This is a genomic window from Streptomyces anulatus, assembly GCF_000721175.1.
GTDB lineage: Bacteria > Actinomycetota > Actinomycetes > Streptomycetales > Streptomycetaceae > Streptomyces > Streptomyces anulatus_C.
On record NZ_JOEZ01000028.1, the window covers coordinates 44,241 to 59,349 of the forward strand.

Consider the following 15,109-nt stretch of genomic DNA (forward strand, 5'->3'; position numbering starts at 1 on the left):
CCCGGTGGCGGTCCGTGTCGCGGTCGCTGCCGGACAGCGTGGGTCGAGGCGTGGCGTGCCTGCGGCACGCCCTGATCCGTGCCCGATCCGTGACCCCGCCGGACGGGCCGAAACGCCCCTCGTACGCACTACGGTGGGCCCATGCCGTCCGTCTGCTTCCGGGGCGAGGAGATCGAGGAGAGCGATCATGGGTGAGTCTCTGAAGACCTTCGTCGGCGGTGCCGAGGTCGACGTGCCCAACAGCATCCCGGACATCCGCGCGGCGCTGCCCGAGGAGAGACGCGAGGAGTTCGATCTCGCGATCAACGAGGCCGGGGTGCACGAGATCCAGGCCGTCATGCGGCACTGGATGCTGGAGGCCGTGCCCGATCCCGAGGCCGAGAAGATCCTGGACCGGCTGGCGCAGGACGAGGCGGAGAGGCGGAGCGTCGCTTGAGCTTCCGCATCTCCTACGCACCGCCCGCCGACGACACCCTGGCCAAGATGCGCGGCGGCGAGTCCTTCCGGAACGAGATGGCCCGCACCCTCGGCGAGGAGCCGTACGGCCACGCCTCCTCCGCCGTCAAGAGCGAACGGGACCGGCGCGAGGCGACCGTCTCCGGGGCCATCGTCCTCTACTACGTCTCCCGGTCCGTCCTGACCGTCACCGTCGTGCGCCTCGTGCCCCTGCCCTGACCCCACCAGGCAGAGGCACGGCGCAGGTCCGTCAGGCGAGCTTCTCGTCCTGCGCCGCCACGACCTCGGCCGGCACCTCGAACTTCACGTCGCCGCCCGCCGCCGCCAGGTTGAAGGCGAAGAACGTCGCCACGGTGCCTTCCTTGCGGAGCGCCACCAGCTTGAACGGGGCCTGGTCGCCGTCGTCCTCGGAGGTGACCGTCCACGCCGCGGACTCGTCACCGCCGGTGACCTTCTCCTCGGCGACCGAGGCGATCTTCGTCGGCGTACCGGCGACGGTGGCGGTGAAGCCGCCCGCGCAGTCCGCGGCGGCCTTCTTCAGCGCGGCGAACGCGTCCGGGCCCGCCGTCCCCTCGTACGAGGTCAGCGCGACGGACGTGGACGTCAGGTTGAAGGCGTCCTTGAGCGCGTCCTCGGCCTCGCCGTCCGCCAGGTCCTCCAGAGACTTCTTGCCGTCGGTCTTCTTCGGCTCGTCGATGACCTTGCGCTTCGTGGTGGCCACCGAACCCTCCTGCGCCACGCCGTACATGGCGTGGGCGACCGGCAGGCACTCCTTCTTGTCGACGGTGACGCCGTCGGCCGGGACCTCGTCGGCCGGGCCGGCCTTGGTGACCTTGCGGTCCTTCACGTCGCCCTGGGCGAGCGTGGCCTTCTCCAGCTCGGCCGCGGTGAGCGCCTTGGCCGGGGTCTTCGGAGCCGAGCTGCTACCGCCCGCGGTGCCCTTGTCGTTCTTCCCGTCCTTGGCGTCGGCGTCCGACGAGCCGCCGCAGGCGGTGACCAGCAGGGTGAGAGCGGCCGCGGAGGCGGCGAGGGCGGTACGGCGTACGGCAGTGGTGCGCATGGTTCTACTTCCTGCAATCTCCGGTTCGGAAGCAACCGCCCTCCCTCGCACGGCACTTCGACGCCGTCTGGGACGGGCCGTCGCAGTGACCACACTTTACGATCGAACCTGTGCGCGATGATCGGTCCAGTGGGCCCCTCCCATGATCGTGATTCTGCTGTGATCATCCTGTGAACGCACCGTGCGGAATCGCCGTACAACCCTCCCGTGCGCGACCCCCGCAGGCTCCGTCCACCCCGTCGTGCGGTACCGCCGCCGCAGCCGAAAGGGCGTCACCCGCGTGTCCGAGCAGGCCCCCGTCACACCTCTCGCCCGCGTTCTCGCCGCCCTCGGGGCCGGCGAACGCGACATCGCCTCGCGCGTCACCCTCACCGGCGGCACGTACAACACCGTCACCCGCGTCACGCTCACCGACGGCCGCGACTGGGTGGTCAAGACGCCCCCGCCGCACACCGCCGCCCTGCGGTACGAACGCGACCTCCTCGTCAACGAGGTCACCTTCTACACCGCCGCCGCGCGGGCGGGAGGTCCGGTGATCCCTCGTGTCGTCCGCAGCGAAGCGGATCCGGCCTCGCCCACCGGCGCGTACCTGGTCATGACCGCCCGCCCCGGCCGCCCCTGGCACGAGGCCGGCCTCACGGCGGACGCCGGCGACGAGCCCCGGCTGCGCGCCGAACTCGGCCGGCTCGTCGGACTTCTGCACGCCGTGACCGCGCCCGCCGGACCCGGCTCCGGATTCGGCTACCCCGCCGAGCCGTTCGGGCCGCTCTCCCCCACCTGGCGTACCGCGTTCACGGCGATGACCGAGGCCGTGCTCGCCGACGCCGATGCCTACCGGGCCCGGCTGCCGTACCCCGTCGGCCATATCCGTACGGTCCTGGCGGGCGCGGCCCGCCTCCTGGACGAGGTCGCCCGGCCCGCCCTCGTGCACTTCGATCTGTGGCCGGGGAACCTGCTGGTCGCCGGGGAGCCCGGCGCGCGCACCATCGGCGGGATCATCGACGGGGAGCGGATGTTCTGGGGCGACCCGGTGGCCGACTTCGTCTCGCCGGCGCTCTTCGGGGACATCGAGCAGGACCGGGACTTCCTCGACGGCTACGCGCGCTCCACCGGCGGAGCGGTGGAGTTCACGGACTCGCTGCGGACCCGGCTGGCCCTCTACCGGAGCTACCTCTACCTCATCATGCTCGTCGAGACCGTGCCCCGCGGTGTCGGGCCCGAAGCCGCCGAAGCGACCTGGGAGTCGGTCGCGCCCCACCTCGTCGATGCCCTGGACAGGGTCCGGCAGGGCGGCTGACGGTCAGCTGACGGACGCGTTCACCGCACGCCGCGCTGCGCCTCGTAGTGTCGTCAGCTGCCGGACTCGGACGGACGCCGGGTCAGGTGGCTGAACGCGTCCAGGTTCCGCGTGGACTCGCCGCGCGACACCCGCCACGCGTACTCCTTGCGGATCGAGCTCGCGAAACCGAGCTCCAGGAGGGTGTTGAACGCCCCGTCGGCCGCTTCGAGCACCACGCCGAGCAGCCGGTCCAGCTCCTCGGCGGTGACCACCGACAGCGGCAGCTTGCCGACCAGATACACGTCGCCGAGCGAGTCGATCGCGTAACCCACCCCGAACAGGCGGAGGTTGCGTTCCAGCAGCCAGCGGTGCACCTCGGCGTCGTTCTCGTCGGGGTGGCGGACGACGAACGCGTTGAGGGAGAGCGAGTGTCTGCCGACGATCAGCGAACAGGTCGTCGACAGCTTGCGGGTGCCGGGCAGCGTCACGACGTAGTTGCCGCGCTCCGGGCTCTCCCATACGAGCCCGGCGTCGTTCAGCGTCGCCTCGATGACCTGGGCCGCTGCGGTTTCGTCCGGTACGTCAGCCATGCAGTGAGCGTACGACAGGAGCACCGGGACGCACCGCACGGGCTCAGCCGTGGTGCGTACGGGTCCAGCCGTGGTGCGTACGGGCCTCAGCCGTGGGTGGGCACGGGCCTCAGCCGTGGTGCGTACGGGCCCGGCGCCGGTGGTCGCAGAGCGCGGCCGTGTACACGTCGGCGGTCGCCGACGCGGCCGTGTCCCAGCCGAAGGACTGGGCGTGGGCCGCGGCGGCCGCCCCCATCCGCTCGACCAGCTCCGGCGCGTCCGCGAACCGCCCGAGCGCGCGGGCGTACGCCTCCGGCTCGTGTCCGGGCACCAGGAAGCCACTGACCCCGTCGCGCACCGCCACCGGCAGCCCGCCCACGGCTGCCGCGACGACCGGGGTGCCGGCCGCCTGGGCCTCGATGGCGACCAGGCCGAAGGACTCGCTGTACGACGGCATGACCAGCACCGACGCGGCCCGGAACCAGTCCGCGAGCTGGTCCTGGCCCACCGGCGGGTGGAACCGTACGACGTCGGCGATGCCGAGCCGGGCGGCCAGTTTCTGCAGGCCCTCGGGCTTGGCCAGGCCGCTGCCGCTCGGGCCGCCGACCACCGGCACGACGATGCGGGACCGCAGCGACGGGTCCCGGTCCAGGAGCACGGCCACCGCGCGCAGCAGCACGTCCGGGGCCTTCAGGGGCTGGATGCGGCCCGCGAAGAGCGGGATCAGCGCGTCCTGCGGCAGGCCGAGCCGGGCCCGCGCGGCGGCGCGGCCGTCGGAGGGGCGGAAGCGGTCCAGGTTGACGCCGGGGTGCACCACGGCGACCGCGGCGGGGTCCGCGTCGTAGAAGCGGACGAGTTCGGCGGCCTCCTCGGCGGTGTTGGCGATCAGCCGGTCGGAGGCGTTCACGATCTGGGTCTCACCGATGACCCGGGCGGCCGGCTCGGGGGTGTCGCCATCGGCGAGCGCGGCGTTCTTGACCTTGGCCATGGTGTGCATGGCGTGCACGAGCGGGACGCCCCAGCGCTGCGCGGCGAGCCAGCCGACCTGGCCGGAGAGCCAGTAGTGGGAGTGCACGAGGTCGTAGTAGCCGGGGCGCTGACCGGCCCAGGCCTGCATCACGCCGTGCGTGAACGCGCAGAGCTGGGCGGGCAGGTCCTCCTTGGCGAGGCCCTCGTACGGCCCGGCGTCGACGTGCCGGACCAGGACTCCGGGGGCCAATTCGACCGAGGGGGCCAGCGAGCCGGTGGTGGCCCGGGTGAAGATCTCGACCTCGATGTTGATCGCGGCGAGGCGCTTGGCCAGTTCGACGATGTAGACGTTCATCCCGCCCGCGTCGCCCGTGCCGGGCTGGTGGAGCGGGGACGTGTGCACGGAGAGCATCGCGATGCGGCGCGGCTTGCGGGAGGCCCCGGTGAAGCCTCCGGGGAACCTGAGGCGCGCGGCCGTCCGGGTGGAGCCGAGCCGGGAGACGTACTGGCTCACCTCGTCGGTCCTCCTCGTTCGGGGCGTGCTGGCGAGAGGACACTGAGGGCCTCCGAAGAGCGAGAACAGCGGAATCGCGGCTTTCATTTCCGCTTTGCCAAATCATTACGTTGCCGGGCGGCGCGTCGCGGCCCGGGCGGGGCGTCGGGGTATCCGCTCGTCCCCGCCCCGTCGCATACGCTCGACCCATGCGCCAGCGCCCCATCGGTACCGCCACCCGCGGGACCACCAACCCGAACCGGCTGCGGCGCATGGACCGCTGGATCGCCGATGCGCACGGGCCCGCCCTGCGCCGCGCCGGAACGCCCGTGGCCGTCGATCTCGGGTACGGGGCGGCCCCCTGGACCGCCGTCGAGCTGCTGGACCGGCTGCGCACCGCCGAGCCGCGCACCGTGGTGGCGGGCATCGAGATCGACCCGGAGCGGGTCGCCGCCGCCCAGCCGTACGCCCGCGAGGGCCTCACCTTCGTGCACGGCGGCTTCGAGGTCCCGCTGGACGTCCGGCCGCTGCTCATCCGGGCGGCGAACGTGCTGCGCCAGTACGACGAGGGCCAGGTCGCCGAGGTCTGGGCGCGGCTGTGCTCCCGCCTCGCCCCGGGCGGCCTCCTGGTGGAGGGGACCTGCGACGAGATCGGGCGCCGGCACGTGTGGGTGGCCCTGGGGCCGGAGGGGCCGCGCACGGTCACCTTCGCGACCCGGCTCGGCTCGCTGGAGCGCCCTTCGGACCTCGCGGAACGGCTGCCGAAGGCGCTGATCCACCGCAACGTTCCGGGCGAGCCGGTCCACGCGTTCCTGCGGGACTTCGACCGGGCCTGGGCGACGGCCTCCCCGTACGCCTCGCTCGGCGCGCGGCAGCGCTGGATCGCGGCGGTGCGGATGGTGGCCGCCGACTGGCCGGTGACGGACGGGGTACGGCGGTGGCGGCAGGGCGAGATCACCGTGCCGTGGGAGGCCCTGCGGCCCGAGGGCCACTGAACAGTTGCCCGGAAGGGCAGAACTCCCCCGCTCCGGGAACACCGCGGGGACATCATTCGTCCCAGTGAGTGGGGACGGGTGCGGAGCGGAGCGCCGCGCGAGCCGGGGGGAATCGTGACGAAATGACCCACCAGGGGCGGCATGTGACGCGCCAGGTGCCGTCGGCCTCTGTTGCTTTGCGGGACGCCATGGCACGATCGCGACGCTGCCGAAAAGCTACTGACGGTAAGTCAGATATGCGGTACCCGGCTTCTGTTGCTTTTCTCGCTTCTGCTGTATTCACCGTAGTCGTTTCCTTTGCCGCCTTCGTCCGGAGGCGGCCCCGTTGTAACCACCCGGAGGGGGAGCTCGTGAACCGACGCCACTGCGCCACTGCCGCCATCACGCTGGTCTGTGCGCTGGCCCTGCTCACGTCCACGGGCCAGGCCATGGCCGCCCCGGTTCCGGACCCGTCGCCCTCCCCGTCCTCCTCCCCCGCCGGCTCGCCGCCCCGCTACTCCAACGCGGACCTCGAAAAGGTCCGCGAGCAGATCGAGACGCTGTACCGGAAGGCGGGCGCGGCGACGGACGCGTACAACCTCGCCGAGGAGCAGACCAAGAAGCAGTCCGGCGAGATCGTGAAGCTGGCCAAGGCGATCGTCGACGGCCAGGCGCGCATCGCCGCACTGAAGGACCGGGCCGGGGCCCAGGCCCGCGAGCAGTACCGCAACGGCGGCCTGCCGCCCGGCGCGCAACTGGCCCTGAGCAACGACCCGAAGCTCTTCCTGGACGGGATCAACAAGGTCCACCAGAGCCAGCAGGCCTCCAAGTCACTCCTGACCGACCTCAACCAGACGCAGCAGGACCTGGAGACGTACACCCAGGACGCCAGCGCCAACTGGGAGAAGCTGGAGACGAACCGGGTCAAGCAGGCCAAGGCCAAGAAGAAGATCAACGCCCAGATCAAGGCGGCGGAGAAGCTCGAGTCGCAGCTGGAGGAGAAGGAGCGCGACCGGCTCCGCCAGCTGGAGCGGGACGCCGCTGACAAGGCGCAGACGGCCTGGCTCTCCTCCGGCGCGGTCAGGGACGTCAGCGGCGAGGCGAGCGAGGGCGGAGCGGCGGCGGTGGCCTTCGCGACGGCCCAGATCGGCAAGCCGTACGTCTGGGGAGCCGAGGGCCCGGCCTCGTACGACTGCTCCGGTCTGACGTCCCAGGCCTGGCTGGCGGCGAAGCGGCCGATCCCGCGCACCTCGCAGGAGCAGTGGCGGCTGCTGCCGCGTATCGACATCCAGGACATGCGCCCCGGCGACCTGATCATCTACCACGCCGACGCCAGCCATGTCGGGATGTACGTCGGCGACGGCGCGATCGTCCACGCCCCGCGCCCCGGCCGCGATGTCACGCTGGCGGGCGCGGGCTCGATGAAGATCCTCGGCGTGGTCCGCCCGGACAAGTAGGACCGGGCCGGACGCGCAAGGCCGGGTCGAACGCATGAGGCCGGGCCGGACGCGCAAGGCCCGGGCCACGTGAGCGGGGCCACGTCGCCGTCGGTGGGGGCGTGATGTTCGTCATGGGCGTTTCCCCGCCCGTACGGCGGCCCAGCGCGCCGGATCCGTGTCGGGACGCGGCTTATGACGCCGCATATGACAGGGGCCGGTCCCCATGCGCCATTCCGTTCCCCCACCGCGTACCGCTATCGTCCCCGACTGGCGGATCGTCGATCGTCGGACCGCCGCACCCTCGGGGGGAGGGAAGGAACCGCGAACCGATGCCCGTACCCGTACCGCAGCAGCGATCCGTTCCCCCTGCGGACACCTCGCACGGCGGCCTCACTCTGCTGGTGATCGAGGACGACCCGGCGGGCACCACCATCACCGTTCCCGAGCTCTCGGCAGCGGCCGGGACCCGGGTCCGTGTCCGTACCGCCCGCAACCTCACCGAGGCCGCGCGGCTGCTCACCGACGACGTCGACTGCATCCTGCTGGACCTCGCGCTGCCGGTCACCGGCTCCGGGGCCGAGCCGGTCGCCGAGCGGGCCGAGCCCGCCTCCGAGCGGGCCGACGAGCTGGCGGCCCTCACCCACGTACTCCGCATCGCTCCGCTGCACGCGGTCCTCGCGCTGACCGCGCAGGACGACACGGAGCTGGCGGCCGAGGCGGTACGCGTCGGGGCGCAGGACTACCTCTTCCGGGGCGAGCTGGACGCGCGCGTCCTGAGCCGCGCCATCCGGTACGCCGTGGAGCGCAAGCGCGCCGACATCGCCCAGCACCAGCTGACCGAGTCCCGGCTGCGCGCCCAGGAGAACGCCCGCCTGGAGCGCGGCCTGCTCCCCACCCCGCTGCTGGACGGCTCCGGCCTGAGCTTCGCCGCCCGCTACCGCCCCGGCCGCAGCCGCGCCCTTCTCGGCGGCGACTTCTACGACGTCGTCCGCACCCCGGACGGCACGGTGCACGCGATGATCGGCGACGTCTGCGGACACGGCCCGGACGAGGCGGCGCTCGGCGTCGAGCTGCGGATCGCGTGGCGGGCGCTGACCCTGGCCGGGCTGTGCGGGGACGAGCTGCTCTCCACGCTCCAGCAGGTGCTGGAGCACGAACGGCAGAGCGAGGAGATCTTCGCGACGCTCTGCACCGTCGACATCGCGTCCGACGGGCGACGGGCCGGACTCTGCCTGGCCGGACACCCGGCGCCGCTGCTCGCCCGCCACGGCCGGCCGGCCCGGCTGCTCCCGTACGAGGACGGCGGCCCGGCTCTGGGGCTGCTGCCGCGGGCCCGCTGGCCGCGCCGTCAGGTGGAGCTGGGCGGCGCGTGGAGCCTGATGATGTACACCGACGGGCTCATCGAGGGGCGCGTGGGGACCGGTGGCAGCGAGCGGCTCGGCCAGGACGGCATGGTCGCGATGGTCAACAGCCGGCTGGAGCAGGGCCTGGCGGGCGAGGAGCTGCTGGAGGCGGCGGTCGCCGAGGTGCGGGAGCTGAACGGCGGCGAGCTGACCGACGACGTGGCGGTCCTGCTGCTGGGCCGCGATCCGGAGCGGATACGACGATGGGGCGGCAGCGCACCGCGCTCCCACCCCGCGTCCGTCGACCGGCCGCCGTCCCCGCCCGCGAGGGCGGCGGGGGCTCAGCGCCCGCCGTTGTAGGGACCGTACGGGCCGTCGCTGCTGGAGCCGCCCCTGCGGCCACCACCACCGCCGCCGCCCGAGACCTCCTTGAGCGCGGGGCGCACGTCGACCATGAACACGATCGACGCGACGACGCCCGCGAGCTGCAGGAAGAGCATCGGGATCAGCAGGTTCACGGCGACGGCGACGCCGAGGATCACCAGCCAGAATGACTTCTTCTTCTTGTCTGCGGCACGGTAGGCGTCCTCACGGGCGGTCGCCGCGAAGACGAACGCGACCACGGCCAGCACCAGCATCGCCAGATAGAGCAGCTGGAGAATCGTGCCGAATCCTGAGAGCAACATGGTGTGTACCGCCTAGTGAGTGGATGAGCGCCCTTCGGCCGAGAGGGCCAAGGTACCGGGACAACGAGCCGGCCACCCGTAAAGGTGCCCGCCCCGCGCCCCGGTCACGCGTACCGCGCCCCGGAAGGACCCGTGAAACCCATAAGGGCCGTGAGGGCCGCGAGGATCACTTGCCGTCGGCCGGCGGGGTCTTCCTGGCCGCGGGCTTGCGCGGCGCGGGCGTCTTCTTGGCCGGCGCGGCCTTGGCCTCGGCGGACTTCACCGGCGCGGCGGGCCTGGCCTCGGCGGGCGCGGTCTTCGTCGCGGCGGGCTTGGCGGCCGGCTTGGCCGGGGCGGCGGGCTTCACGGAGCCGCCGGCCGCGGGAGCGCTCTTCGTCGCACCCTTGGGCGCGGCCTTGGCGCCGGTCTTCGGCTCGGCCTCGACGACGGCGGCGATCTCGATGATCTCGTCGGCCGTCTCGCCGCGCCAGGTCCGTACGGTCTGCTCGCCGTGCTCGGCGACCTTCTCGTACGTCTCCCGGGCCTTGATCGCGTACTCCGCGGCCACGCCCACACTGCGGAGCGCCAGGTCCTGAGCGCTCTCGCCCAGCTTCTTCAGGTCGGCGGCGTCGAACGAACCGAACACCTCGGTGACCTTCGCCTGCACGGTGGCCTGGGCCTCCTTGGCCTGCGTGGTCACCTTCTCCTGCACGGCCTTGGGGTCGGTGTTGCGCACGGCGTCGATCCGCTCGGGCGCCTCGGCCCGCAGCTGCTCGATCAGCGCCGGGACCTTGCGCGCCTGCTGCACGGCCAGGTCGGCCGTACCGGCGGCGAAGTAGAGGGGGGTGGGGTCGGTGAGGGTCTTGCGCAGGTCATCGGTGATGGCCATGACTGTGGTCCTCCCGGATCATCAGAACCAGCTGCTAGCTGTGAGGGTCTTGGTCTTTGGTGACGCTCGTACCGGCGTCGTCGCCGCTACGGGGCACGGCATCGCCGCCCGCGTCGGCGTCCGCGTTCACATCCGCGTCGGGACCGGGGGCGAATCCGTTCTCGCGGCGGAAGGAGTCGTAGATCTGCAGCAGAACGTTCTTCTGCCGCTCGTTGATCGACGGATCGGCCAGGATGACCGCCCGCGTCTCCAGCTCCTCCCGCTCCCGCTCCTCGAGGATCCCCGCACGTACGTACAGGGTCTCGGCCGAGATCCGCAGCGCCTTGGCGACCTGCTGGAGCACATCCGCACTGGGCTTGCGCAGGCCGCGCTCGATCTGGCTGAGATACGGGTTCGACACCCCGGTGGCATCGGCGAGCTGCCGCAGCGAGAGCTGCGCTGCACGGCGCTGCTCCCGCAGGTACTCACCGAGATTGCCGACGTTGAGTGATGCCATGACTCGATAGTGCAACACCCTTGCTAACTTTTGCAAGCACATGCTTGCAAAAGTGTCGCGCGCCACCCGGAAGTAGGCACCTGCGACTTCCGGACGCCGACCTTCCGAAGGCCTGACCTGGATGACAGGCGCCACCTGATCTTGGTGGGTCGACGCCACCCCGAGAAGCGCCGAAGCCGCACCGGATTCCTGCCGCGCCCGTCCCCTCGGCCCGCACTGCTCTAGCGTGGGCTGCCATGATCGTATGGCTCAACGGCACCCATGGCGCAGGCAAGACGACAACGAGTGCGCTCGTGCAGCAGCTGATCCCGGATTCGCGGGTGTTCGACGCCGAGAAGGTCGGCGAGACACTCATGGACATCACGCCGGGGCTGCCCTGGACGGGCAACTTCCAGGATTGGCCGCCGTGGCGGCCGCTCGTGGTGGAGACCTCCCGGCGCGTACTCGACTACACCGGCGGCACCCTGGTGATGCCCATGACCGTCCTGGTCGAGCAGTACTGGCGGGAGATCAGCGCGGGACTCGCCGAACACGCGATCCCGGTACGGCACTTCGTTCTCCACGCCGACCAGGAGACCCTCCGCGGGCGCATCGAGGGGGACACCGTGCTCGGCCCCTCCCCGTTCCGTCTCAAGTACCTGGAGCCCTACGCCGAGGCGGCCCGCACATGGCTGCACGGCGAGGCCGAAGTGGTCGACACCACGCACCTCACGCCCGCCCAGGCCGCCCTGCAGGTCGCAGAGGCCGTCAGGAGTTGAGGTCCGGTCGGCAAAGTCGTACTCGGGTGGCGGTTCCGGGCCGAGACGGCTCGGACGAAGTCGCTCCGGCTTCTCAGGTTTCCGCCCGCGGAGGGGAACCGAGGCGCGGAGGGCGCGCCCGTGCCTTCTTCTTCCGCACCGGCGGGGCGGCCGTGCGCACAACGCGGCGAACGGGGCTGCGCGTTGGGCCCGGCCGTGGGCCCGTGGGCCCCTGACAGCACGACCGGCCGACCCTACGGTCTATGCGGGCTGACCCACCGCCAAGTGTGGGACACACGGTGACGCGTGCCGCCCCGCAGGCCGCCCCGAAGGGGCGGTCGTGGTCGGCCATGAACGGTCCGGCGGCCGTTCATGGCCGACCACACGCACCACAGCGCACACCACCGCATCACGCGCCGAAGGCCGCATCGAAGGCCCGTAGGAGACCAGCCATGAGCACGCGATACGCCCCGGGCGACGACCGCGCCCCGACCGTCTCCCCCGCCCTCCCGCCCGCCCCCGCCGGCCGCGCCTTCGACGCCGTGCTCTGCGACCTCGACAACGTCGTCCGCTTCTACGACACCGCCCCGCTCGCCACCCTGGAGCGGGCCGCCGGGCTGCCGGAGGGCACCACGACGGACATCGCCTACGCACCCGAGATCGACCTCCCGCTGCTCCTGGGCCTCATCACCCCGGACGCCTGGGTGGAGTCCATCACCGCGGAGCTCACGGAGCGGGTGGGCGCGGCCCGGGCCCGCGAACTGGGCCGGGCCCTCGCGGACGCGCCGTTCCGGGCCGACGAGGAGGTGGTGTCGCTGCTGCGCCGGGCCCGGACCCACGTCCCCCTGGTGCTCGTCACGAACGCCACGCTCCAACTGGACCACGACCTGGCCCTGTTGGGGCTGACCGAGCTGGCCGACGCGGTCGTGAGCAGCGCGGTGGAGCAGGTGGCCAAGCCCGACCCGGCCATCTACCGCATCGCGGCCGAGCGGGCGGGCGTACCGCCGGCGCGGTGCCTTTTCGTCGACGACCGACAGGAGAACGTCGACGCGGCCGCCGCCCTCGGCATGACCGGCGCGCTCTACCGCGAACCGGCGGATCTGCGGGCGGCGTTGGGGCCGTGCGCGGAGTACGCCGGGGCGCGCCGGTGACGGGCGCCGTGGCCCGGGAGCCGGAGGTGCTGTCCGGCGGGCTGGCCAACGCCGGAGCCGTCCTCCGCCACGGTGACGCCGTCGAGCGCCCCGCCCCACCGCACGTCGCCGTCCTGCACGCCCACCTCCGGGCCCTCCGGGAGCAGGGGTTCGACGGTGCGCCCGTCCCCTTGGACGTCTCCGCAACCGGGCGTCGCGAGCGGCTCTCGTACGTCCCCGGCGAGGTCGCCGTCGCCCCGCACCCGCCCTGGACCTGGACGGATGAGGTCCTGCACTCCGTGGGGGCGCTGCTCCGGCGGATGCACGACACGGCGGCGGACGTTCCGTTCGACCGCGCGGCGGACTGGCCCTTCGACCTGGCCGACCCGGAGGGGGCGGCGGCGCACGGCACGGTGGTCTGCCACAACGACGCGTGCCTGGAGAACGTGGTGTTCCGGGGCGGTCGCGCCGCCGCCCTCATCGACTTCGATCTGGCCGCGCCCGGCCGACCGGTGTGGGACGTGGCCATGGCGGCGCGTTACTGGGTGCCGATGCGGGGCCGTGCCGGTCTCGACCCGCCGCACCGCCTGCGCGTGCTGGCCGACGGTTACGGGATGGGGCGCGCGGACCGGGCCGGCCTGCCGCACGTGATCGAGAAGGCCACCGCGGTGTGCCGGGCGTTCGTCGAGCGGCGGGTGGAACGGGGCGACGCGGCGTACACGGCGGCGTACGAGGAGAGCGGGCGGGCGGTGTGGGACCGGCACCAGAACTGGCTGGTGGACCACCGCCGCGCGCTGACCGCCGCCCTGCTCGCCGGCTGACCACCGCGAACCGGCCGCACCTGCCGCCGGGGCGCGCCGGTGACGGGCGCCGTGGCCCGTCGCCCCCTCTGAGCCTCTCGGGTGACCTCTGATCGGGCGGCCACGCCCCGGCACGCACGCTTCCGGCTTTGCCGAAATGCCCTGGCAACTCCGCTACGAGGACCTCTCCGTGCCTGGGAATCGCACGCACCAGACCGCGTCCGCTTTCCGATCGAAGGCCACCCGACAGGCTCTCAGCCGCGCGGCGGGGGCTCCAGCCCCGTTCGCAGCTGGACGAACGCCTGCTCGGCCGCCTGGACCGCGCCCGCGTAGACCCGGTCCGCGCTCTCCCCCGCGTCGATCCGCCGCCAGTTGTCCAGGGCCAGGATGCGCAGGACGGCGATGATCTGCCCGGCCGCGAGCCGTTCGGGCGCGCCGCCGCCGAGGGCGCGGGCGAGGGCCGCCTCGGAGCGGCCCTGGTAGGCGTACATGCGGGCCACCAGTGACGGTGTTCCGTACAACAGGCGGAGGAACGCCAGCACTTCGGGTACGTCGCACAGGCCGGTCACCGGGTCGCGGCGGTCGAGGCCGTCTAGGAAGTGGCGGCGCAGGGCGTCCAGCGGGCTGTCGCCGGAGGGCCGTCCTGCGACCACCCGGGCGGGCTCGTCCTCGTGGTCGGCGAACCGGTGCAGCACCAGGTCCTCCTTGGCGGGGAAGTACCGGAACAGCGTCGGCTTGGAGATGTCCGCCGCGGCCGCCACCTCCGCCACGGACACCTTGTCGAAGCCGCGCTCCAGGAACATCGCGATGGCGGCCTCGGAGACCGCCTGGTAGGTCAGCTGTTTCTTGCGCTCCCGCAGACCGACCGTCGCCGGGGCCTGGGGGTGCTGCCGCGCGTGGCCGGCGGTCTGCCGGCCGACGCCGTTCCCGGGATCGTTCTCGGACGTGCTCCCGGCCTTCTCTCCGCTCATGACCATGAAGCGTACGCCCTTGACCTCAAGCGGACTTGACCTCGTCGGCCGGGGCCCGGGAGCCGTCGGCCGTCTTCCGGATCAGGGCCTCCACCCCGTCGAGCAACACGCCCATGCCGAAGGTGAACTCGTAATCCGGGTCGTCCGGCTCGCTCAGGACCCCGGCCTCCAGCTGCCGGGCGATCCCGGGGTGCCGCTCGGGGTCGACGAGCCGCTTGAGCGTGCGCTCGCAGGACGCCGACAGTTCCTCGGGCGTCACTCCGCGCGCGGCGACGGCGGCGGCCAGGTCGCTCATCAGGAGCGCTTCGCTGCGGACGAAGTTGGAGACGAGCAGGATCACCGAGATCTTGTCGCCCTCGCCGAGGCCGCTGCCCTCCAGCGCCTGGAGACCCTGCTCCCACCAGGCGAGGGAGTTGGGGGTGGCGGGCGGCCCGTCGATGGGGATGCGGAGCGCCCAGAGGTTGGCGCGGAAGCGCTCGCGCTGCGCGGAGGCCCATTCGGTGAGCGCCGCCCGCCAGCCCGCACCGTCCTCCAGGGCGGACAGGGGCTCCGGCGGGCCGACGGCCGCCTCCCGCATCAGGACGTACAGCTCGTCCTTGGCGGAGACGTACCGGTACAGGGACATCGTGGACGCGCCGAGCTCCTGCGCGACCCGGCCCATCGACACGGCCGCGAGCCCGTCGGCCGCCGCGACGCCGACCGCCGCCGCCACGATCCGCTCCAGGCTCAGGCCGGGCTTCGGCCCCTTGGCCGGGCGGTCCCGCAGCCCCCAGGCCGCCTCCAGGCTGGCCGGCAGGTCGCCGCCGCCCGAGCCGCTCTTCTCCGTCACCGCATCCCCT

General features: G+C 72.7%; 17 protein-coding genes. 9 read left to right on the plus strand and 8 right to left on the minus strand.

Features of this window, described 5'->3' with window-relative positions:
• Positions 1–187: 187 nt before the first annotated feature.
• Entirely contained in the window at positions 188–436 is a 249-nt protein-coding gene (locus tag IG90_RS0128425) for a hypothetical protein (protein WP_030590491.1), read from the plus strand.
• Positions 433–675, plus strand: a complete 243-nt coding sequence (locus IG90_RS0128430; protein WP_030590494.1) for a hypothetical protein — start codon at positions 433–435, stop codon at positions 673–675. Before IG90_RS0128425 ends, IG90_RS0128430 begins: the two co-directional genes overlap by 4 nt.
• A gap of 31 nt (positions 676–706) precedes the next feature.
• Here IG90_RS0128430 and IG90_RS0128435 read toward each other — a convergent pair whose 3' ends face one another.
• On the minus strand, positions 707–1,516 hold the full coding sequence (locus IG90_RS0128435; RefSeq protein ID WP_030590496.1) for a hypothetical protein: 810 nt from the start codon (positions 1,514–1,516) through the stop codon (positions 707–709).
• A gap of 280 nt (positions 1,517–1,796) precedes the next feature.
• On the opposite strand from IG90_RS0128435, the gene IG90_RS0128440 reads away from it, so the two are divergent.
• The gene (locus IG90_RS0128440; RefSeq protein ID WP_030590499.1) at positions 1,797–2,813 is read left to right on the plus strand and encodes a phosphotransferase family protein; all 1,017 of its coding nucleotides are present in this window, start codon (positions 1,797–1,799) and stop codon (positions 2,811–2,813) included.
• A gap of 53 nt (positions 2,814–2,866) precedes the next feature.
• Here the strand turns inward: IG90_RS0128440 and IG90_RS0128445 are convergent, their stop codons facing one another.
• A complete protein-coding gene (locus IG90_RS0128445; protein ID WP_030590502.1) occupies positions 2,867–3,385 on the minus strand; it encodes a type III secretion system chaperone family protein in 519 nt (172 codons plus the stop codon).
• Positions 3,386–3,494: 109 nt separating this feature from the next.
• A complete protein-coding gene (gene mshA / locus IG90_RS0128450) occupies positions 3,495–4,847 on the minus strand; it encodes a D-inositol-3-phosphate glycosyltransferase (protein WP_030590505.1) in 1,353 nt (450 codons plus the stop codon).
• A gap of 188 nt (positions 4,848–5,035) precedes the next feature.
• On the opposite strand from mshA, the gene IG90_RS0128455 reads away from it, so the two are divergent.
• The 3 genes from IG90_RS0128455 to IG90_RS0128465 all read left to right on the plus strand — a co-directional run bounded on the left by IG90_RS0128455 (position 5,036) and on the right by IG90_RS0128465 (position 8,942).
• Entirely contained in the window at positions 5,036–5,821 is a 786-nt protein-coding gene (locus IG90_RS0128455) for a class I SAM-dependent methyltransferase (protein ID WP_030590508.1), read from the plus strand.
• 350 nt (positions 5,822–6,171) lie between these two features.
• The gene (locus IG90_RS0128460; RefSeq protein ID WP_030590511.1) at positions 6,172–7,257 is read left to right on the plus strand and encodes a C40 family peptidase; all 1,086 of its coding nucleotides are present in this window, start codon (positions 6,172–6,174) and stop codon (positions 7,255–7,257) included.
• A gap of 311 nt (positions 7,258–7,568) precedes the next feature.
• Positions 7,569–8,942: a PP2C family protein-serine/threonine phosphatase gene (locus IG90_RS0128465; RefSeq protein ID WP_030590514.1), complete on the plus strand. Its 1,374-nt coding sequence runs from the start codon at positions 7,569–7,571 to the stop codon at positions 8,940–8,942.
• On the opposite strand, the gene IG90_RS0128470 is transcribed toward IG90_RS0128465, so the two are convergent.
• From IG90_RS0128470 to IG90_RS0128480, 3 genes are all read right to left on the minus strand, one after another.
• Positions 8,924–9,268, minus strand: coding sequence for a DUF2516 family protein (locus IG90_RS0128470; protein WP_030590517.1), 345 nt, complete (start codon positions 9,266–9,268; stop codon positions 8,924–8,926). The two genes, IG90_RS0128465 and IG90_RS0128470, sit on opposite strands and share 19 nt — an antisense overlap.
• Before the next feature lie 166 nt (positions 9,269–9,434).
• Positions 9,435–10,136, minus strand: coding sequence for a hypothetical protein (locus IG90_RS0128475; RefSeq protein ID WP_030590519.1), 702 nt, complete (start codon positions 10,134–10,136; stop codon positions 9,435–9,437).
• A gap of 34 nt (positions 10,137–10,170) precedes the next feature.
• Positions 10,171–10,632 (minus strand): helix-turn-helix domain-containing protein, encoded by a 462-nt coding sequence (locus tag IG90_RS0128480; protein WP_030590522.1) that lies wholly within the window; start codon positions 10,630–10,632, stop codon positions 10,171–10,173.
• A 236-nt stretch (positions 10,633–10,868) separates the two neighbouring features.
• Between IG90_RS0128480 and IG90_RS0128485 the strand changes: the two genes are divergently transcribed.
• From IG90_RS0128485 to IG90_RS0128495, 3 genes are all read left to right on the plus strand, one after another.
• A complete protein-coding gene (locus tag IG90_RS0128485) occupies positions 10,869–11,390 on the plus strand; it encodes a P-loop nucleotide/nucleoside kinase family protein (RefSeq protein ID WP_030590525.1) in 522 nt (173 codons plus the stop codon).
• Positions 11,391–11,821: 431 nt separating this feature from the next.
• The gene (locus tag IG90_RS0128490) at positions 11,822–12,520 is read left to right on the plus strand and encodes an HAD-IA family hydrolase (protein ID WP_030590528.1); all 699 of its coding nucleotides are present in this window, start codon (positions 11,822–11,824) and stop codon (positions 12,518–12,520) included.
• A gap of 8 nt (positions 12,521–12,528) precedes the next feature.
• A complete protein-coding gene (locus IG90_RS0128495; protein WP_030590531.1) occupies positions 12,529–13,320 on the plus strand; it encodes a phosphotransferase in 792 nt (263 codons plus the stop codon).
• 233 nt (positions 13,321–13,553) lie between these two features.
• Here the strand turns inward: IG90_RS0128495 and IG90_RS0128500 are convergent, their stop codons facing one another.
• On the minus strand, positions 13,554–14,270 hold the full coding sequence (locus tag IG90_RS0128500) for a TetR family transcriptional regulator (protein WP_411572663.1): 717 nt from the start codon (positions 14,268–14,270) through the stop codon (positions 13,554–13,556).
• Between the two features lie 25 nt (positions 14,271–14,295).
• Positions 14,296–15,099: a TetR/AcrR family transcriptional regulator C-terminal domain-containing protein gene (locus IG90_RS0128505; protein WP_030590535.1), complete on the minus strand. Its 804-nt coding sequence runs from the start codon at positions 15,097–15,099 to the stop codon at positions 14,296–14,298.
• Positions 15,100–15,109 lie beyond the last annotated feature (10 nt).